We start from the raw sequence: 20,063 nt of genomic DNA, 5'->3' as shown, positions 1-20,063 counted from the left end.
CACAGCGGGGATCCATTGAGGAGAATGTCGATGCCACGCCGCACCGCCACGCCACCCCCGATGTTCCCGAGCCGCCGCTCACAGCTCACGCACTTCAAATCACTGCTCAACGCCACCGTCGCAAGCGCACTACTCGGCGCCAGCGGCTTCGCCATGGCGCAAACCCCGGTGTGCTTCGACAGCGTCGGTCGCGCCCTTCCTCCCGAACAATGCTCGCAAGCCGCCCGCGATCAGGCCGCCGCACAACAGGCGACCGCCAGCGCAACGGAGCCGTCGAAGCGCGAGCATTGCAAGGCGCTCGCCGACAAGATCGCCAGCACACCTGACAAACCGGTTTACAAGCGCGATCAACGTGTCGACTCGCCCGCGGGCAATCGCGTCGACATTCCTACACGCACGAACCCGCGCAAAGCGCTCAAAGAGCAATACATGCGCGAGTGCACGTAGGCGGATGCCTACAATATGACGAAAGATAGCGGCAAGTTAACGAAACTTATCTCGCCATTTTCTTGACAATACCGATAGAGACCGCATAATCGACGTCACGCCGATGCAAAGTCGTCCGCGCTCGCGACACCGCGAAATCGCGAAGTGAACGACACGCTACGCGCTCTGGCCGGTCGATCAGGAAGCCGTCGCCGATGTCGAAACATCGACGTCGCGCGTTGCCACCCGCAATCACCGGCATCCATCGGATGCCGAACGACCGTCCCCAGCATTCGCTTCATTGTCCGCTTCATGGTCCGTTTAGCTGCCGCTGGTCCCCGCCTCCTCAGAGGCGATCTCATCGGCCTGACGTTTTATCCGCATCCACACCGTTCGCCGTATGGCAGCAATATCGCTGCACTCGGCACACGCTTTCCGGAGGGAGAAAATGCAAAAACGCGAATTCCTGATGAAAACTTCCGTCGCTGTTGCCGCTGCCGCCTTCGCGCTGGCCGGTTGCACGACGACCACCCCGTCGCAAGCCGACAAGAGCGACAACGCCGCAGGCGCCAATGTCAACAAGCGTCGTGAGATCGACGCCGCCGTCAATGGGGCGCTCGACAAGATGTACGCGTCCGTAAAGGGCTCGCGCGAACTGGTCAGCAAGGCGCGCGGCGTGCTCGTGTTCCCGTCCGTGCTGCAAGCCGGCTTCGTGGTGGGGGGCGAGTATGGCGAAGGCGCGCTGCGCGTGGGCGGCGCCACGCAGGGCTACTACAACACCGTGACCGCGTCGTTCGGTTTGCAGATCGGCGCGCAGTCGAAGGCCGTGATCTTCCTGTTCATGACGCAGGACGCGCTCGACAAATTCCAGCGCACGGATGGCTGGACGGCCGGGGCCGACGCTTCGGTCGCCGTGGTCAAGATCGGTGCGAACGGCGCCGTCGACCTGAATACCGCGACCTCGCCGGTGGAAGTGATCGTGATGACCAACGCCGGCCTGATGGCCAACCTGAATATCGAAGGCACGAAGGTCACGAAGCTCAAGATCTGACGCCCGCGCAGCACCATCGTCTCCAAAGGACAAGCGGCGCCTCCCTCACAGGGGGCGCCGCTTTGTTTTTATTGCCGCACAGGGGCCGACGCGATGCCTCGGCCATCCCGTTCACGCCGATCGTTACTCGTTCGAGAACGCCGCCGGACGCCACTTCAGCAACCGCTTCTCCAGCGACGTCAGCAGCCAGTCGGCCCCGAGCGCCACCACGGCCAGCACGATCATCGCGGCGAACACACCGCTCGCGTTGAACGCGCCCTGCGCGGTCGAGATCAGCAGACCGATGCCCTGCTTCGAGCCGAGGAATTCACCGACCACGGCCCCCACCAGCGCGAAGCCGAAGCTCACGTGCAAGCTCGCGAGAATCCACGACAGCGCCGACGGAATCACCACCGACATCGTCACTTGACGGCGCGACGCCCCGAGAATCTGTGCATTCGCGATCATGTAACGATCGGCTTCGCGCACGCCCTGGAACGCGTTGGCGAACACCACGAAGAACACCATCACCACGGCAAGCGCCACCTTCGACGCCATGCCCAGACCGAACGCGATCACGAAGATGGAGCCCAGCACCACGCGCGGAATCGAGTTGGCGATCTGGATGTAAAGACTGAAGACATCCGAGAGCAGCTTGTTACGGCCGAGCACGATGCCGCAGATCACCCCGGCCACCCCGCCGATCAGGAAGCCCAGCACCGTCTCTTCGAGCGTGACGAGCACCTGCGTCCACAACGGCCCTTGCGACGTCCCCTCGACACACCAGTCGTAGATCTGCTGAACGATCAGCGTCGGCTGCGAGAAAAAGAACGGATCGATCCAGCCCACGCGTGCGGCCACTTCCCAGCCGCCGAGCCCGATCACCAGAATCGCCACGCGCAGGAACACCACCAGCGCCCGACGTTGTTTGATGCGGCGTTGCGCCGCCGCTTCCTCGCGTGCGAGATCGGCGTCGCCAATGCCCGCCATGCCTGCCACCACGGCCTGTTCACTCATGTTCATCTCCAAGGTTCAACCGATCTTCACTTCTTCACGCAGGTCCGCCCAGATTTCGCGGGAGATGTCGATGAAGCGCTGTTCGTAGCGAATCTCGGACATCACGCGCGGACGCGGCAGATCGATCGTGTACGTGTTCTTCAACGTGGCCGGGCGCGCCGTGAGCACGAACACCCGGTCGGCCAGCGCAATCGCTTCTTCGAGATCGTGGGTGACGAACACCACCGAGCCCGATGTCGACGACCACAGTTGCAGCAGCTCGTCCTGCATGAGCGTGCGGGTCTGCATGTCGAGCGCGGAGAACGGCTCGTCCATCAGCAGGATTTCAGGGTTGTTGATGAACGTCTGCGCGAGCGCCACGCGCTTGCGCATACCGCCCGAGAGCTGGTGCGGATAGTGGCTGCCGAACTTGTCGAGCCCCACGCGCTTGATCCATTCGTCGGCCTGCGCGTAGGCCGCGTCTTTCGACTGACCGCGAAACAGCGGGCCGGCGGCGACGTTCTCGCGCACGCTGCGCCACGGGAAGACAGCGTCGTTCTGGAAGACGAAGCCGATGCGCGGGTCGATGCCGTTGACCGGCTGCCCCATCACACGCACGCTGCCGGCGGTCGGACGCAGCAGCCCGGTGATCATCGACAGCGTGGTCGACTTGCCGCAACCGGTCGGCCCGACGATGGCGACGAACTCGCCACGCGCGACCGACATGCTGAAGTTGCGCAGCGCGACGGTGGCTTTACCGTCCGGCGAGATGAAGCGGCACGACACATTGTCGAATTCGATGGCGGGCGTATCACGCGACACGGCGCTTGCTGCGCGTGCCGGTGCCGTGGGGGTAATGGTCTGGGTCATGCCCGGCTCCTGGGTGACGTCGGAACGGTCGTTACGGTTTCTTGAGGCGACACTCTCCCGCACACCGGACAGTCGTCGGGTGCGGGCAGCGTCGCGTCGTGCTTGGCTTAGGGACGGATCAAGGGCTGCGCGTCGTGGGGACCGCGCGCCGGTACTACAGGGTCAACTGGATCATCGGGTTCGCGGCACCGGCGAATCACTTCACCTGATCGACGAACTCGTTGGTGTACGTCTTCGACAGATCGATGTGCTTACCCTTCACGTTCGGGTTGAACGCGGCGAGCACCTTGAGCACGGTCTCCGGACCGTCCTTCGGCATGCGGCCGTCCGGCGAGTACATCGGCAGCGAGTTCTGCAACGCCTGCACGTACAGCGCCTTGTTGCTGCCGTAGTAATCCTTCGGCATCTTCTCGGTGATTTCAGCCGCCGAATGCGTGTTGATGTACTTGAGCGTCTTCACGAAAGCGCGGGCAAGCTTCGCGGCTTCCGGCTTGTGCTTGTCGAGCCACGCGCGTTGCACGTACAGGCTCGACGCCGGGTAAGCGCCGCCGAGCGCGGCCACCGTGCCTTCCATCGTGCGCATGTCGACGAGCACCGCAGCGTCGCCCGTCTTGATCAGTTGCGAAGCGGTCGGCTCGGTGGTCATGCCGGCGTCGATGCGGTTCTGCTTGATGGCGGCGATGAACGTGTTGTCCGCGCCGACCGGCAGCACCGAGTACTGCGCCGAGGTCAGGCCGTGCTTGGCCGCCAGATACTGCGTGAGGAAGTTCGTCGACGAGCCCAGCCCCGTCACGCCAAGGGTCTTGCCCTTCACGTCGGCCATGCTCTTGATGGTGTCTTTGCTCTTGGCGTTGACCAGTTCGACCTCGCCCGGCACCTGACCGAAGACGACGATCGACTGAATCTCCTTGCCCTTGCTCTGCAAGTCGATGGAGTGGTCGTAGAAGCCGACCACGGCCTGTACGGCGCCGGCGAGCAGTTCGTTCTCGGCGTCGACACCCGCGGGCTGCGACAGCAGTTCGACGTTCAGGCCCTCTTCCTTGAAGTAACCCAACTGCTCGGCAAGCTTGGCCGGCAGATAGATCATCTTCGTGATGCCGCCCACCATGATCGTGATCTTGCCGTTATCGGCGGCGAAACCCGGTGCAGCGGCCAGCGCCAGCGACGCGCCGACGACAGCGGCCAGAAGGGGTTTCACGAAGGCTTTCGGCGCACGCACGCCAAGGCTTGCTCGCATTGTGGTGTCTCCATCGTTTTAGGGATAATGGCTCGAGCTGCCGTTGGCGGCGTCGGCCGGCCTGACGTGAGCGATACACGCGGCCCGGGCAGCGGTCCATGGTGTTGGGTACGGTTTCCTCTGCCTTGTCACGAATTGTAGAAAAGCGAAGCTTTCATCAAGCTTTCGCGACATGCAGGTTTTCATCCCCCGCTCATGGGTGTTTACCCGCTGTTGGCGCGCTCACTGTTGGCGCGCTTGCATTACGCGGGCACACTCGCCGTCGCATTCTGCTTTCCCGCTATGAAACTGCTGCTGATCGAAGACAACGAGACTCTGGCCCACTGGCTCGCCCGCATGCTGCGCGACGACAACTTCACCGTCGACGCCGCGCGCGACGGCGACGCTGCCGATCGTCTGCTGCAAACGGAAACGTACGACGTGGTGCTGCTCGATCTCATGCTGCCCAAGCTCGGCGGCAAACACGTGCTGCGACGGCTGCGCGAGCGGCGCAACAACGTGCCCGTCATCATCCTGACGGCCAGCGGCTCGGTCGACGAGAAGGTCGACTGTCTGGGCGCCGGGGCCGACGACTACCTCGTGAAACCCTTTGAAGTGCGCGAGTTGATCGCGCGGGTCAAGGCGCTCGCACGTCGTCATGCGCCCGAACAGAGCGCCGACCTCGTCTGCGCCGATCTGAGCTATCACGCGGGCACGCGGCAGTTCACGATCGGCGGCGCGCCGCTGGCATTGCCGTCGCGCGAACACGCGGTGCTTGAAATTCTCATGCGCAAGCAGGGCAAGACCGTGGCCAAGAGCGCGCTGGTCGACGGCGTCTTCGGTCTCGACGACGAACCCAGTGCCGACGCCATCGAAATCTACATCCACCGTCTTCGCAAGAAACTCGAAGCGAGCCGGGCCGCGATCATGACCCTGCGCGGGCTCGGGTACTTGCTGCGCGAGAAAGATGCTTAGCCTTCGCGTCAGGTTGCTGATGTGGCTGATGCTGCCGCTCTCGCTGTATATCGGCGCGAGCGCGTGGCTGGCCTATCGGAGCGCCCACGACACGGCGGAACTCGTTCAGGACCGGGCACTGCTCACGTCCGCGCAGGTGATCGCCGGCGAACTCGCCTGGGTGGACGGCGCATTGCGCGCGGTCGTGCCGCCTTCTGCGCTGGAGCTGTTCGCATCGCCGGCGCGCGACCGGGTGTTCTATCAGGTCATTACCGAAGACGGTCGACTGCTGGCCGGCCCGCCCGACTTCCCGCATCCGCCGCTCTTTCCGGCGACAGTGCCGACTTATTCGAACGTGACAGTGAATGGAGAGCCGCTGCGCGCGATCAGTTTCGTGCGTACGATGTATGACTCGGGCAAGCCCCATCGGGTCGCGGTGATCGTCGCGGAGACGATGCATGCCCGAGACGAGATGCTCGCGCAGTTGTGGGAGCCGTCGCTGCACCGGCAGATCGCCATGGCAGCGCTGGCCGCAGTGTTGGTGCTCATTGGACTTACGGTCGAGCTGCATCCGCTCATCCGACTCAAGGACGAAGTCGCCGGACGCGCGCCGCAGGAGCTGGTGCCGATTCGCGCGGGACAGTTGCAGACCGAGTTGCGGCCCATCGTCGACGCCATCAACCTGTGTATTCAACGGTTGTCGGTGCAGGCGCAGCAACAGCGACGTTTCGTGGCGGATGCGGCGCATCAGTTGCGCACGCCGCTCACGCTGCTCGACACGCAGTTGCAGTTCGCCGCGCAGCTCGACGACCGTGCCGCGCTGGCCGACGTGCTCGCGGCCATGCAGACGAGCAGCCGGGGGCTGGCCGATCTGACGAACAAGTTGTTGCTGCTCTCGCAGGCCGAGGCAGCGGACACCCCGGCGTTCTCGCGCTCGCGCGTGGATCTGGTGGCCGTAGCGGCCGGGGTGCTGGAAGAACTCGTTGCGCTGGCGCAGCGACGCGATATCGATCTGGGACTGGAAACCACCGAGGCGCACGTGTGGGTGGCGGGCAATGGCGAATTGTTTCATGCGATGGTCATGAATCTTGTCGACAATGCGATCCGCTATATCCACGAGGGTGGACGCGTGACGGTTGCTATCGATTGTCACGACAGCACTGCCCGCCTGCGCGTCATCGACGACGGGCCCGGCATTCAGGCCGAGGCGCGTGCGCGCGTGTTCGAACGCTTCTATCGCAACGCGCCGCCCGGTCAGCCCGGCACGGGTCTGGGACTGGCCATCGTGAAGGAGATCGTGGCGGCCAGTCATGGCACGGTCACGCTCGCACCGGGTGACAGTGAGACCGGTGGCCCCGGACTCATCGTCACCGTGACGCTCCCCGTAGATTCGGAGACCGAAAGCAACGTCTCATCGGGCACGTCACGAGAAGCAGTTCACCGATGAAGCGCGTGGTATACCCGTGCTCTCGTCTGAAAGAAAATAACAATCGTATGAAATAACGCCGTCGATTCAGGCGTTATGACCGTTTTGGACCGAGAATGTCGTTTGAAACATACGCTCGACTGGATGCGCTAGGACAAACCCTGATATATTCGGGGTCTTCATAGAAATCCCCTCAAGCAAGCGAAAACTTCTTGATCCAAATCAAATAGTTACGCATCTCTGTCAACCATGCGGGTACCCGCCGCGTGTAATTGTGACGAAATGTAAAGTTTGTTAAATTGAATCTGGGTCTCGCCGCGTGGGTTGCGGCACGGGACTTTTTCTCTCAGGGATTTGCCTCCATGCCGTTTCTCGTCGATCCTGCCGCACAGGCTGCGAGACGTCGCGTGTCGCTTGACGACGCGCTGCATACGCGCGCCACGACGCCGCAGACATCGGTCATGGATCAGCCCGCCGCCTGCGAAGGTGCGCTCCCGGCAGAGCCGGCCTCGCGTGCCGCACGTGCACCGGCCAAGCCCGCCAAGACATCGCCCCGGCCGCTCGCTCAATCGGTGGCCCGCAAGATCGACGCGGCCCGCGAAGCCGAGCGCACGCGTCTCGCGCAGGAAGTGCACGACGGCCTCGGCGCGCATCTCACCGCATTGCAGATGGTCGTGGCACGACTGGCGACCCGCGCGCCGGCGGACGCCGCCGAATGGCAATCCTTCTGCACCCAGATTCAGCATGTCGCCAATGCCGCACAGGATGCCGCCGACGAACTCGTCGGCCGTAACCGCCCGCCCGCGCTCGACGCGGGTCTCGTCGTCTCGCTGCGCGCCTGGTTGCGCAGCTTCGGCGAGCAAAGCGGTCTCACGTGCATCTGGCGTTGCGAAGACGTGACGCGCGAGCGCGTCGCGAACCTCACACCCGACGCGGTGCTCGCCTTGTATCGCATCGCACAGGAAGCGCTGACCAACGTCGCCCGCCATGCCCGCGCCACGCGCGTGGTGGTGGCGCTCGATGGCAGCCACCGTTCACTCAAACTCACGATTTCCGACGACGGTTGCGGGCTCGCTCGCGGCGCGCGTCGCAAGCAGGGACATTTCGGATTGGTTGGCATGCGCGAGCGCTGCACGGCGCTCGGCGGCATGCTCCGTATCGGCAGTGTTCAAGGATCGGGGACGCTCGTGAGCGCACGACTTCCCTGGCATCAGATCCTGCCTGCCCCGACCGGCCAGCACGGCCCGGAATCGCTTGCTCTTCTTGGATACGCATCATGACGCTTAGAGTGCTCATCGTCGACGACCACGCCATCGTGCGCCAGGGCGTCCGGCAATTGCTCTCCGATAGCGGCAGCATCGCCGTCATCGGTGAAGCCGACTGCGGCGCAGAAGCGCTGGAGATGACCGACGCAGCCCAGTGGGACATCGTCCTGCTCGACATCTCGCTGCCCGACACGAACGGTCTGGAGATTCTCAAGACCTTGCGCCGCAAACACCCGCGCCTGCCGATCATGATCTTCAGCATGTACGGCGAAGGGCAGTTTGCCCTGCGCGCCCTCAAGGCCGGCGCCGCCGGTTACCTGAGCAAGCGCTCGAACGCCCAGCAACTGGTCTCGGCCGTTCGTCAGGTCGCGGCGGGCCGCAAGTACGTGAGCCCGATGGTCGCCGAGACGCTCGCCGACTACCTTGGCCCGGACGCCGATCAGCCGCCGCACGAACGCCTGTCCGACCGCGAATACCAGACGCTGTGCATGATCGGTTCGGGCAAACGCCTGACCGACATTGCCAACGCCTTGTCGCTCTCGGTCAAGACGGTGAGCGTGTATCGCACGCGCCTGCTGGAAAAGATGCGCCTGAACAACAACGCCGAGCTGACGTATTACGTCATGCAACACGGTCTGGTCAGCGCCGAGATGGGACCGGTCTGCGCCTGAGCATCTGAACGCTCACGGCACAGCGCCGCCACATTTCCTGCGAGATTCCTCCGGGAATCATTAGAACTAAGTACTCACTTCGTGGCCCGCCGATGCGGGCCACTTGCATTTCGCTCACCGCTCACCGCGCTTGCGAAGAATTTTCACAGCGTCGGAAAAATATTTTCGACGCCCGCCGACGGGCGTCACGGCTTGAGAATTCTTTGCCGTCCGACCGGGTGCCACGGCGACACCCTCACCTCTCCGAGCCTTACAGGACAAGAATAGGCGGCAGATTGCCCCTTTCCTTGATGGATCAATCGTGGAGGAATTTCGTAGACTGGCCCGATAGCGTTTTTCCGACATCGACCTGCCAAGTCGAAGGGGGCGGTCGAAGCATTTTGCAAAACCACCCTAAATTTTCCCAAAGGGCGTCCGATATCCCCTACAACGGCGGCTTTCGGCGATTGGCTGGTGAGCCAAAGTTACGGCGCTTAAGCCGGAGCCAAAAAATTTTGGGAAAGGAGTGGCTAAATGTCATCTGTCATCAATACCAACATCTTCTCGACGATTGCCCAGCGTAACCTGAGCACGTCGCAGTCCGCCCTGCAAACGTCGATCACGCGTCTGTCGTCGGGTCTGCGCATCAACAGCGCCGCTGACGATGCCGCCGGTCTGGCCATTACCGACCGTATGACGTCGCAGATCAACGGTCTGACGCAAGCCCAGCGCAATGCCAACGACGGCATCTCGCTGGTGCAGACCGCCGCTGGCGGCCTGTCGTCGATCTCGGACAACCTGCAACGTATCCGCACGCTGGCAGTGCAAGCGACCAACGCCACGAACTCGGCGTCGGACCGTGCTGCTATCGACCAGGAAGTTCAGCAACGCCTGTCGGAAATCACCCGTACGGCCCAGCAAACCCAGTTCAACGGTCTGTCGGTGCTCAACGGCTCGATGGGTACGGCGAACTTCCAGGTTGGCGCCAACGCCGGCCAGAACATCTCGGTCAGCCTGACGCAGAACATGTCGTCCAGCTCGATCGGTGGCGTTGCGCTGGCAACGGCAACGACGGCTGCCAAGTTCGGCTCGATCACGCTCGACGCTGCCAACACGATCTCGGTCGGTGGCACGGCAGTGGCAAGCGGCACGTACAACACGGCTGCCGACCTGGCCGCTGCGATCAACACCGCCGCTGGCACGAACATCGCCGCCGCCAACGCGACGACCGGTGAAATCGACTTCACGAACACGACCGCCGCCGCCATCAACATGACGACGACGGGTCTGACCGGCATCACCGTGCCGGCCACCCTGGCGGCAACGACGGGTACGGGTTCGTCGACGGGCGTGAAGACGGCGCTGTCGCCGCTGACCCTGTCGGGCACGGACCTGCAAATCAAGGCAGCCGGTGCGACCACCGCGACGTCGATCACCGGCACGTTCAAGTCGGTTGGCGAACTGGCTGACGCCATCAGCGCCAGCGGCAGCGGCGTGACGGCATTCGTCGACTCGACCGGCAAGCTGAACCTGGTTTCGAGCCAGAACTTCACGGTGTCGGGCACGGCAGCGAAGCTGACCCAGATCGGTGTTGCAGCAGGCAGCTCGGCAGTGAGCGGCAGCCTCTCGACGGCTAACGCACTGACGGCTGACTCGGCAACGAAGCTGGTCGCTCAGATCGACGCCGCCATCGGCACGGCTGACTCGTTCAACGCAACGCTGGGCGCTATTCAAAACCGCTTCCAGTCGGCCGTGAGCAATCTGTCGGCGACGACGCAAAACCTGACCTCGGCACGTTCGGGCGTTCAGGACACGGACTACGCAGCGGAAACGGCCAACATGACCCGCTCGCAGATCCTGCAACAAGCAGGTATCTCGATGCTGTCGCAAGCCAACCAGCTGCCGCAACAAGTGCTCAAGCTCCTCCAGTAATAGCGGAGTAGTGCTTGACACTCCCGGTGAGCGCAAGCTCGCCGGGTCGACGGCGGCGTCACTGCGAAACGGTGCCGCCGCCGCCTGTTTTACAGGCCATCGTGTTTTCCAGCGGGCCAGGTAGTAACGATCAATTCAACGGAGTGAGAGCAAATCATGGCAACTTCTAACGGACCGGGCACTATTTCCTCCCCTGGGATTGGGTCCGGGCTGGACGTCAATGCACTCGTCAAGAGTCTGATGACGCCTGCCACGAACAAGCTCACTCTGCTGCAAAACCAGGAAGCGGCGTACAACACGAAGCTTTCGGCCATCGGCCAGTTGCAATCGGCGCTCTCCGCCTTCCAGACATCGCTTGGCACGCTCTCCAGCGCCGCCCAGTTCCTGCAGGTGGCGGCAGCGGTCGGCGACAACACGATTCTTCAAGCCACGGCGGACTCGACGGCGAACGTCAGTCAGTACAGCATCAACGTCACGCAGTTGGCGCAGGCGCAGAGCCTGACCACGACCGGCTTCTCGAGCCAGACGAGCACGATCGGCACGGGCGCATCGACCAAGGTGACGATTACCCTTGGCACGATCACGGGCGGCACCCTCACCGACGGCAAGTACACGGGCGCGAGCTTCGCAGCCAACGCCAGCTCCTCGCCGATCAACCTGACGATCGACAGCAGCAACAACTCGCTGACCGGCATTCGCGACGCGATCAACGCCCAGAACGGCGATGCCGTGGCGACGATCGTCAACGACGGCAGCGGCACGCCTTACCGTCTCGTGCTGACCTCGAAGACCACGGGTCAGAACATGAGCATGAAGATCGATGTGGCCGCCGGCGGCGACCCCACGGTCACCAACCTGCTCGCCAACGATCCGACCGGCACGCAGAACCTCACGCAAACGAGCGCGGCGCAGAACGCCAACCTGACCATCAACGGTCTGGCGGTCACCAGTGCGACGAACACCGTGACCAAGTCGGTCACCGGCGTCACGCTCACGCTCTCGAAGACGGGTTCGACCACGGTCACGACGAGCCGTAACACGTCGGCCGTCACCCAGGCCGTGCAGTCGTTCGCCACGGCTTACAACACGCTGCAAACGACGATCGGCAAGCTGACCGCGTTCGATTCGGCCGGCAACGGCGCGAACAACGGTCCGCTGATTGGCGACTCGACGGTTCAGCTCGTGCAGAACCGCCTGACCCAGATTCTCAACGGCAAGCTGCCGGGCGTAGGCTCGACGGGCCTCGCATCGCTGGCGCAGGTCGGCGTGGGCTTCAACAAGGACGGTACGCTCTCCGTCGACACGACGGCGCTGAACAAGGCGATGTCCTCGCCGAACGGCTTCAATGCGCTCGCCTCGTTGTTCGCGACCAACGGCCAGACGACGGACTCGCTGGTGAGCTTCACCAGCTCGTCGAACGCGACGCAGCCGGGCCAGTACGCCATCAACATCTCGCAGGCGGCCACGCAAGGCACGACGACCGGCGCGATCACGCTGGGCGCAACGACCACGATCGCCGCCGGCAGCAACGAACTCCAGGTCTCGCTCGACGGCAACATCGCCAGCGTGCTGATTCCGCCGGGCACTTACACGCAGGACAAGCTGGCATCGGCCATCCAGGCCGCGATCAACGGCAACAGCAAGTTCACCACCGCGCAGTCCGGCGTTTCGGTTGCCTCGAACAACGGCATTCTGACGATCACGTCGAACCGTTACGGCTCGGCCTCGAAGGTCGTCGTCACCGGCGGCTCGGCGTACAACCAGTTGTTCAACGGCAACAACACGACGACGGGTAAGGACGTCGTGGGCACGATCGGCGGCTTTGGCGCAACCGGCAGCGGTCAGACCTTGACCGGCAATTCGGGCACGCCGGTCGAAGGGCTGAAGCTCACGATCTCGGGCACCGCCACCGGCAGCCGCGGCAATATCGGTTTCTCGCAAGGCTTCGCCTCGCTGCTCAACACGCAGGTCACGGATTTCCTGAGCGCCAAGGGCGCCGTCACCAGCGCGACGAACAACCTGAATTCCTCGATCAAGCAGATCAAGCAGCAGGAATCGGACTGGCAAGATCAGATGACGCAGATGCAGAACCGTTATCTGGCCCAGTTCACGGCGCTGGACGCCACGATGGCCAAGCTGCAGAACACCAGCGACTATCTGAAGCAGGTGCTTGGCGGCGGCTCCTCGTCGTCGTCCTCGAAGTAAGCGGCGGAGACAGACATGTACGGTCAGAACGCCGCCAATGCGTATCGCAAGGTCGGGCTCGAAACCGGCGTCGTCGCCGCGAGCCCCCATCAGCTCATCGTGATGCTGTTCGATGGTGCCAAGGCTGCGCTCACCAAAGCTCGTATCCACTTCGAGGCCGGCCACATCGTCGAACGCGGCCAGGCCATCTCGAAAGCGATCGAGATCATCGGCGGATTGCGCGACGGATTGAATATGGAAGTCGGCGGGGAACTGTCGCGCAACTTGCGTGATCTCTACGACTACATGGGACGACGTCTGCTCGAAGCGAATCTCGAGAACGATGTCGCCAAGGTACAAGAAGTCGACACCCTGCTTGAGACGATTGCATCGGCCTGGCGAGCGATCGCGCCGAGCACCGGCACGGGTGCCCCCGCCGTTCAGGCGGGCACCGGAGTGCGCTATGAATGAAGCGACGACTTTGCTGAACTGTTACGAAAGTATTGCCGGCCTCACGGAGCGTATGCTCGGCGTGGCGCGCGACGGCGACTGGGATGCCCTCATCGACCTCGAGACGCAGTATCGTGCGCAGGTCGATTCGATCAAGCAGCTCGACGCCGACCTGCCGCTCTCGGACGACGAGCGCTCGCGCAAGCACGCGATCATCCGCCGTATTCTGGCTGACGACGCCGCCATTCGCGATCTCGCGGTACCGCACCTGGCGCACCTCGACGCCATGATCAACAGCACGCGCCGTCAACGTGCCCTGCACGAAGTCTACGGCCTGAACCTGGGCGCCTGACGCGCGACGCGCGTCACGTCGTCCGCATCTCGGAGTAAGGCATGGCCGGTCTCGACTCGGTTCTGGCCACGACGCTCGCCCGGCGGCTCGACTCGTTGCTCGGTATGGGGCAAGGCGTCTCCTCGACGACGGCCCCCAACGCCATTGCCGGCTCGCAGCCGTCCGGCGACGCCACCTCCGCGCTCGGCGATCTCGCCACCAAGACTTCCCCCACTGCGGTTGCCCTGGGCAATGCGACGTCGCAAGCCGCGGCGCGCGCGCCCACGCCGATCCAGCAGGCGACACTCTCGGCGGCAGCGCGCACCATCGATACCATTCTGCGTCTCGCCCCCGACTCGCCCGGCCCCGTGCAGGCGAGCGTGCCGGTGTGGCCGGCCGCCCCCGGCACCGGCGCCCCGGCGCTTGCGCCGCTGGTCGCCGCAGCGCTCAAGGAAGCGCTGTCGACGAGCGGGCTGTTCTATGAATCGCATCTGTCGCAATGGGCGTCGGGCAGCCGTTCGTTCGAACAATTGCAGGCCGAGCCCCAGTTGCGCTGGCCGGCTTCGGCCAATCTGGCGGCACAGTTGCGTGCCGCTGGCGCCGACGCCACCTTGCCGGGCCCGGGGCCACTCACGCGCCTGCTCGGACCGGCAGGCGGCGAAGCGGCTTTGGCGACGGGGTGGCCGGCGCTGGGTCCGTCTACCTTGTCATCGGCGCTAACGCTGCCGACCGCCACGGCGAACCCGGTGGCCGCCCCGCCGGGCGCACCGGCACAGGCGGCGAACGCCGATGCTGCCGACGGGGGTTTGCGCGCGAGCGCCAATCTTCCCAACACCGCGACCGCGCTGGCGCATGCCGCGAGCGTGGCGCATACGACCAGCGGTGTGCTGCCGACGGGGCATGATGGCGGAGACCTTTCGCTGGGGGCCAATGCCGCGACGAATCCGCAGCAGCACGGTGCCGCCGGGGCAATCGCCGCCGTGGCGAACACGCCCGCAGAGAGCGTGACGCTCGTGCGTCAACAGCTCGATATGCTGGTCAATCCCCAGTTCCAATGGAACGGCATGGCGTGGCCGGGTGCGCCGATGGAGTGGCAGGTCGAGGAGCGCGCAGGCCAGCAGGCGCCGGGCGAAGCGGCGGCGCCGTCCACATGGCACACGCATTTGCGTCTGACGTTGCCGTCGCTGGGCACCATCGACGTCACGCTCGGCCTGTCGGGCCAGCAGTTGCAGGCGAAGCTGCTGACGGATTCGAGCGCGTCCACGGATGTGCTGTCCAACGAAGGCGAAGACTTGCGTCAGCGGTTGGCGTCCGTCGGTCTGATAGCGAGTCAGTTGTCGTTTGGCGCGCTCAGCGAAGCCGATGACGTGGCGCAGGCGTCGGATGCCGCGTCGGCGGTCGGTGCGATGATGAGTGCGAATGCACAAGCGCCGATGTCCGATACCGAGGTCGCCGGTTTGCCGGTCCCGGTCAGCGATGAGACGCCCAACGTAACGAATGCCGGAGGTAACGCATGACGTTGCCACCGGAGCGTCGCACGGCCGTCGCGCTCGCCTACGGCGCGAAAGATTCGGCCCCGCGTGTCGTGGCGAAGGGGTACGGCCTGCTCGCCGAGACGATCGTGCGCACAGCGCGTGAGCACGGTCTGTACGTGCACGAATCGCCTGAGCTGGTAAGCCTTCTGATGCAGGTCGATCTCGACCAGCGAATTCCGGCGCAGCTTTATCAGGCGGTCGCCGAGTTGCTTGCCTGGCTATACAAGCTCGAAGCGGGCCGTGGCGGCAAACCGCCCCCGCTGCCGCCGGGCGTACTCCCGCCTGAAGTCCCGACCGACGCCTCGGCGTCCGCCACACCGCCAGCGCCAACGCCGTCTACCTGACAACGCAGGCGCTAGGTCACCCATCGCACGCGCGACGTGAAGTTTCCGATTTCGACTATTGGCGCGCTTTCTCTAGTGAATTGAATTTTCAGTGCTTTTAATAGCCGCGCTCGCAGCAGCGCTCGGCGTCAGTACGCATGCAACCAAGGGATCAATAGCATGGTCTGCGGGGTTTCTTCGGAAACACCCGCCCTTTGACCCCTACGTTGCCGACCACTATGCACCACACTGCCTCAGCAGGCACCCGTCTGCCGCACGCGCACTCCCGCACGTCACATATCACTGCCCCGCTCATGCCGACGCTCTCCTGTAACGATTTTGTTGATCGAGTTACCGGGGACAGCTCCGGTGTCTTCGTCGTATCAGAAGGTGAATACTGGCGTATTGAAGTGATCATTGCAGACGAGCTTCGATTACTGACCGACGGTGCATCTGCTACCGGCCGGGTCTTTTCTTCGCTTGGCGACGCCTCGGATTTCCTGCATGCCTTGGGCGTATTGACCTTTTCGGTCATTCCCGGATCAACGCCGGGAAGCGCCATCGACTATGACAACTGGGTACTGGAAACCATTCAGGATGCCCTGTTGGAAGCAGACGACCCTGCGACGGAATGGGTATCGAATGAGGACGTTGAAACGGCTGCGAAGGATCTGATTGGGGGCGGCGACGCGTGATCCCGATTTTTTGGACACGTTGCGCGGCAAACGAACGTTATGACGCGCTTAGATACCTTCTCCTGAAAAACGCTTCCGCGGCGAAGCGGCAATCTCAGGAGATTTCCGCACAAATTTGCTGGCTGCAACGCTATCCGAGCCTGGGCCGTCTCGGCCGAGTAACGGGGACTCGCGAATTCCTTGTTCGACGCACGCCCTATCTCGCGATTTATCGTCATCGCAGGGATCCACCGCGTATCGAGATCATGCGTCTTTTACATGGTGCACGGAACTGGTTCTAGACACCATTCACACCAAGCAACAAAAAACCCCGTCATCGGACGGGGCTTCTGGGTACCGCAACGGCAGGCTCGGTGCTCGGTATCAGACCTGCATGTTCATCACGGTTGTGTAGGCCGAAACGAGCTTGTTGCGCACTTGCAGGCTCATCTGGAAGCCGATGTTGGCTTTTTGCATATCGACCATGACATCGTTGAGCGCCACGCCCGGTGTGCCCATTTCAAACGCCTGTGCCTGCGCTTCGGCGCCCTGCTGGGAGGCCGACACGCGCTTGAGCGACGCTTCGAGTTCGGAGGCAAAACCGCCCGTCTTCGACACGGAACCCGCGCCGGCACTCGTCGTGCCCATGATCGAGCCCGCCGCCTGCGACGCTACGCCGCCCAGCTTTTGCAGTACCGATTCGATCCCCGGAATGGCCATGATCCTTGTCCTTGCTTGTCTCGTCGACGATGCGATGAAGATGCCTGAAGCGGTAAAAACGACGTCGGCACCCCGCCAGTCACGCGAATGGGTTCGAATTCGCGCCAACCCCGCCGGTATGCCTTTTATCAGTCACGTCGGAGCTTACCACCGCTTGGCAAGCCCTCAATAGCCTAATTAACGGGAAAAGACCCGCCTAATCCTCAGAACGATTCCACATTCGTCAACGAATAATCAGGACCATCGGCATCGTGCGCACCGGCAACAGGATTCTTTCCAATCCTTAAGCCCCCCAGGGACGTGAGCGCAATGCCAAGCGTACCCGGAGAATTCTGTCGCATGTTAGTGAGCACTTCCACCGCGATGAACGTCATGTCAACGCCTCTGGCGTGGAGCCGCGCATGAATGCCGCCACCCAGACGGCGGACGTCGCCGCCAAGCCGCCCCTGCTCGCGCAGCTGCGCTCGCGTGAGCGCCTGCCGCTGCTGATCGGCGGCGCGGCGCTCGTCGCCTTGCTGATCGCCGTCTTCCTGTGGAGCCGTGCCCCCGATTACAAGGTGCTGTACAGCAACCTGAGCGATCGCGACGGTGGCGCCATCATCACGTCGTTGCAACAGATGAATGTGCCGTACAAGTTCGCCGAGGGCGGCGGGGCCATTCTGGTGCCGGCCGAACAGGTGCACGACGTCCGTCTGCGTCTGGCCTCGCAAGGCCTGCCCAAAGGCGGTCTGGTCGGATTCGAGTTGATGGACAACCAAAAGTTCGGCATCAGCCAGTTTGCCGAACAGGTCAATTACCAGCGCGCCCTCGAGGGAGAACTCGCGCGTTCGGTCGAATCGCTCTCCGCCGTGCAGGCCGCCCGCGTGCACCTCGCGATCCCGAAGCCGTCGGTCTTTGTGCGTGAACAGCAAAAGCCGAGCGCCTCGGTGCTCGTCACGCTCTACCCGGGTCGCGTGCTCGACGATGCGCAGGTCAGCGCCATCGTGCACATGGTCGCGTCGAGCGTGCCGGAACTGCCCGTCAAGAATGTCACGGTGCTGGACCAGAACGGCAATCTGCTCTCCGCCCAAAGCGGCAACGCGCTAGGTCTGGACGCCAGCCAGCTCAAATACGTTCGCGAGCTCGAACAATCGTATGCCCGCCGCATCGAAGCGATCCTGAACCCGATCGTCGGCCCGGGCAACGTGCATGCGCAGGTCACGGCAGACGTCGACTTCAATCAGGTCGAGCAGACGTCGGAGAACTACAAGCCGAACTCGGGTGATCAGGCGGTGCGCAGCCAGCAAAGCAGCGAAGCGTCGCAGATCGGCGCGAACGCCGCAGGCGGCGTGCCGGGCGCCCTGTCGAACCAGCCGCCGGGGCAGGCCACCGCACCGATCACGCAGCCGCAACAGCAGCAGCTCGCCCAGCAAGGCGCTGCCACGCCGGGTGCCGCCAGCGCGCCGCAAGGTCCGCGCAGCGATCGCAAGGACGCCACGACCAACTACGAAATCGACCGCACGATTCGTCACGTACAACAGGCAACCGGCGGCCTCAAGCGTCTGTCGGCGGCGATTGTCGTGAACTACCGGCCTGGCACGGATGCGAAGGGCAAGCCCGCCATGGTGGCGCTCACGCAGGCGCAGCTCGACCAGATCCAGAATCTGTCGAAGGAAGCCATCGGCTTCTCGGGCCAGCGCGGCGACACGATCAACATCGTCAACAGCGCCTTCACGGTCGAGGAAGATCCGGAAGCCAACCTGCCGTGGTGGCGTCAGCGTCAGAACATCGAACTGGCCAAGCAGGTCGGCAAGTGGGTGCTCATCGGTCTGATCGGTCTGTATCTGTGGTTCGGCGTGATTCGTCCGGCCATCCGCAAGCACCTGACCCCGCCGCCGCCGGCCGAGCCGACGCTGGCCGGTGCTGGTGGTAGTGGCGGCGCGGCCGGTGCCGACGGGGCCGATGGCGAGAGCGCCGACGGCGAAGGTGGCAAGCGCGGCGAAATCAGCGCCTACGAGCGTAATTTGCAGTACGCGCGCCAGGTGGCGCGACAGGATCCGAAGATCGTGGCAACGGTAGTCAAAGCATGGGTGGGTGGTGGCGATGAGCGCGGCTGAGGGACTCCAACGCAGCGCCATCCTCCTGATGTCGCTGGGCGAAGATGAAGCGGCCGAGGTCTTCAAGTACCTCGCCCCGCGTGAAGTTCAGAAGCTCGGCGCGGCGATGGCCTCGCTGCGTCAGGTCACGCGCGACCAGATCGCAGACGTGTTGCAGGACTTCGTGCTCGAAGCCGAACAGCATTCGGCGCTCTCGCTCGACTCGTCGGAATACATTCGCTCGGTGCTCAACAAGGCGCTCGGCAACGACAAGGCCGCGGGCCTGATCGAGCGCATTCTGCAAGGCGGCGACACCAGCGGCATCGAAGGCCTGAAGTGGATGGACTCCACCGCCGTGGCCGAGTTGATCCGCCACGAGCACCCGCAGATCATCGCCACGATTCTCGTGCACCTCGATCGCGATCAGGCATCGGAAGTGCTCGCGCTCTTCACTGAACGTCTGCGTAACGACGTGGTGCTGCGTATCGCCACGCTCGACGGTATTCAGCCGGCTGCGCTGCGCGAGCTGAACGACGTGCTGACGAAGCTGCTCTCGGGCAGCGAAAACATCAAGCGCAGCCCGATGGGCGGCGTACGCACCGCGGCGGAAATTCTCAACTATCTGGGCGGCGTGCACGAAGAGTCGGTCATCGAAGCCGTGCGCAACTACGACTCGGACCTCGCGGCGAAGATCGTCGAAGAGATGTTCGTGTTCGAGAACCTGCTCGACGTGGAAGACCGCAGCATTCAGGTGCTGCTCAAGGAAATCGAGTCCGAGTCGCTCATCATCGCGCTCAAGGGCGCGCCGGCCGAGCTGCGCGAGAAGTTCTTCAAGAACATGTCGGCCCGCGCGGCCGAGCTGTTGCGCGAAGACCTCGAATCGCGCGGGCCGGTGCGAGTCTCGGAAGTCGAGTCCGAACAGAAGAAGGTGCTGCAAGTGGTGCGGCGCCTGGCCGATCAGGGCGCCATCATGATCGGCGGCCGCGGCGACGACGCTTACGTGTAA

20 protein-coding genes are annotated in these 20,063 nt (G+C 63.6%); 16 read left to right on the top strand and 4 right to left on the bottom strand.

Annotated features, from left to right (window positions below; genetic code table 11):
- Positions 1-30 precede the first annotated feature (30 nt).
- Both A9762_RS24150 and A9762_RS24145 read left to right on the top strand, forming a co-directional pair.
- The gene (locus A9762_RS24150; RefSeq protein WP_069344518.1) at positions 31-447 is read left to right on the top strand and encodes a hypothetical protein; all 417 of its coding nucleotides are present in this window, start codon (positions 31-33) and stop codon (positions 445-447) included.
- A gap of 427 nt (positions 448-874) precedes the next feature.
- On the top strand, positions 875-1,477 hold the full coding sequence (locus A9762_RS24145) for a YSC84-related protein (RefSeq protein ID WP_069344517.1): 603 nt from the start codon (positions 875-877) through the stop codon (positions 1,475-1,477).
- Between the two features lie 123 nt (positions 1,478-1,600).
- Here the strand turns inward: A9762_RS24145 and A9762_RS24140 are convergent, their stop codons facing one another.
- The 3 genes from A9762_RS24140 to A9762_RS24130 form a co-directional block, all read right to left on the bottom strand.
- Positions 1,601-2,479, bottom strand: coding sequence for an ABC transporter permease (locus A9762_RS24140; protein ID WP_069344516.1), 879 nt, complete (start codon positions 2,477-2,479; stop codon positions 1,601-1,603).
- A gap of 9 nt (positions 2,480-2,488) precedes the next feature.
- Complete coding sequence (locus tag A9762_RS24135; RefSeq protein WP_069344515.1) at positions 2,489-3,322, bottom strand: ABC transporter ATP-binding protein; 834 nt, start codon at positions 3,320-3,322, stop codon at positions 2,489-2,491.
- A gap of 196 nt (positions 3,323-3,518) precedes the next feature.
- A complete protein-coding gene (locus A9762_RS24130) occupies positions 3,519-4,559 on the bottom strand; it encodes an ABC transporter substrate-binding protein (RefSeq protein WP_277990376.1) in 1,041 nt (346 codons plus the stop codon).
- A gap of 282 nt (positions 4,560-4,841) precedes the next feature.
- Here A9762_RS24130 and A9762_RS24125 point away from each other — a divergent pair, with 282 nt between their 5' ends.
- From A9762_RS24125 to A9762_RS29480, 12 genes are all read left to right on the top strand, one after another.
- Positions 4,842-5,513 carry a response regulator transcription factor gene (locus A9762_RS24125; protein WP_069344621.1) on the top strand — a complete coding sequence of 224 codons (672 nt, stop codon included), beginning with the start codon at positions 4,842-4,844 and terminating at the stop codon, positions 5,511-5,513.
- A complete protein-coding gene (locus tag A9762_RS24120) occupies positions 5,506-6,939 on the top strand; it encodes a sensor histidine kinase (protein ID WP_240493697.1) in 1,434 nt (477 codons plus the stop codon). The genes A9762_RS24125 and A9762_RS24120 overlap by 8 nt, the downstream gene beginning before the upstream one ends.
- A gap of 341 nt (positions 6,940-7,280) precedes the next feature.
- Positions 7,281-8,198, top strand: coding sequence for a sensor histidine kinase (locus A9762_RS24115; protein ID WP_083254248.1), 918 nt, complete (start codon positions 7,281-7,283; stop codon positions 8,196-8,198).
- Positions 8,195-8,854, top strand: a complete 660-nt coding sequence (locus tag A9762_RS24110) for a response regulator transcription factor (RefSeq protein WP_010807699.1) — start codon at positions 8,195-8,197, stop codon at positions 8,852-8,854. Before A9762_RS24115 ends, A9762_RS24110 begins: the two co-directional genes overlap by 4 nt.
- A 513-nt stretch (positions 8,855-9,367) precedes the next feature.
- Positions 9,368-10,765 (top strand): flagellin, encoded by a 1,398-nt coding sequence (locus A9762_RS24105; protein ID WP_069344513.1) that lies wholly within the window; start codon positions 9,368-9,370, stop codon positions 10,763-10,765.
- A gap of 156 nt (positions 10,766-10,921) precedes the next feature.
- Entirely contained in the window at positions 10,922-12,970 is a 2,049-nt protein-coding gene (fliD, locus tag A9762_RS24100; protein ID WP_069344512.1) for a flagellar filament capping protein FliD, read from the top strand.
- Positions 12,971-12,985: 15 nt separating this feature from the next.
- Positions 12,986-13,420, top strand: a complete 435-nt coding sequence (gene fliS, locus A9762_RS24095; RefSeq protein WP_069344511.1) for a flagellar export chaperone FliS — start codon at positions 12,986-12,988, stop codon at positions 13,418-13,420.
- A complete protein-coding gene (locus tag A9762_RS24090; protein WP_069344510.1) occupies positions 13,413-13,751 on the top strand; it encodes a flagellar protein FliT in 339 nt (112 codons plus the stop codon). The genes fliS and A9762_RS24090 overlap by 8 nt, the downstream gene beginning before the upstream one ends.
- 41 nt (positions 13,752-13,792) lie before the next feature.
- A complete protein-coding gene (locus A9762_RS24085; RefSeq protein WP_069344509.1) occupies positions 13,793-15,247 on the top strand; it encodes a flagellar hook-length control protein FliK in 1,455 nt (484 codons plus the stop codon).
- Positions 15,244-15,609: an EscU/YscU/HrcU family type III secretion system export apparatus switch protein gene (locus A9762_RS24080; protein ID WP_083254247.1), complete on the top strand. Its 366-nt coding sequence runs from the start codon at positions 15,244-15,246 to the stop codon at positions 15,607-15,609. The genes A9762_RS24085 and A9762_RS24080 overlap by 4 nt, the downstream gene beginning before the upstream one ends.
- Positions 15,610-15,902: 293 nt before the next feature.
- Complete coding sequence (locus A9762_RS24075; protein ID WP_069344508.1) at positions 15,903-16,283, top strand: hypothetical protein; 381 nt, start codon at positions 15,903-15,905, stop codon at positions 16,281-16,283.
- The gene (locus tag A9762_RS29480) at positions 16,280-16,564 is read left to right on the top strand and encodes a type II toxin-antitoxin system RelE/ParE family toxin (protein WP_083254246.1); all 285 of its coding nucleotides are present in this window, start codon (positions 16,280-16,282) and stop codon (positions 16,562-16,564) included. The genes A9762_RS24075 and A9762_RS29480 overlap by 4 nt, the downstream gene beginning before the upstream one ends.
- An 82-nt stretch (positions 16,565-16,646) precedes the next feature.
- Here the strand turns inward: A9762_RS29480 and fliE are convergent, their stop codons facing one another.
- The gene (fliE, locus tag A9762_RS24070; protein WP_069344507.1) at positions 16,647-16,982 is read right to left on the bottom strand and encodes a flagellar hook-basal body complex protein FliE; all 336 of its coding nucleotides are present in this window, start codon (positions 16,980-16,982) and stop codon (positions 16,647-16,649) included.
- Between the two features lie 401 nt (positions 16,983-17,383).
- On the opposite strand from fliE, the gene fliF reads away from it, so the two are divergent.
- Positions 17,384-19,078, top strand: coding sequence for a flagellar basal-body MS-ring/collar protein FliF (gene fliF / locus A9762_RS24065; RefSeq protein WP_069344506.1), 1,695 nt, complete (start codon positions 17,384-17,386; stop codon positions 19,076-19,078).
- Positions 19,065-20,063, top strand: a complete 999-nt coding sequence (gene fliG, locus A9762_RS24060) for a flagellar motor switch protein FliG (protein ID WP_083254264.1) — start codon at positions 19,065-19,067, stop codon at positions 20,061-20,063. The genes fliF and fliG overlap by 14 nt, the downstream gene beginning before the upstream one ends.

The organism is Pandoraea sp. ISTKB (genome assembly GCF_001721285.1).
Lineage (GTDB): Bacteria > Pseudomonadota > Gammaproteobacteria > Burkholderiales > Burkholderiaceae > Pandoraea > Pandoraea capi.
The sequence above is the reverse complement of the archived record's forward strand: the minus strand, read 5'-3'. Positions and strand labels throughout refer to the sequence as shown.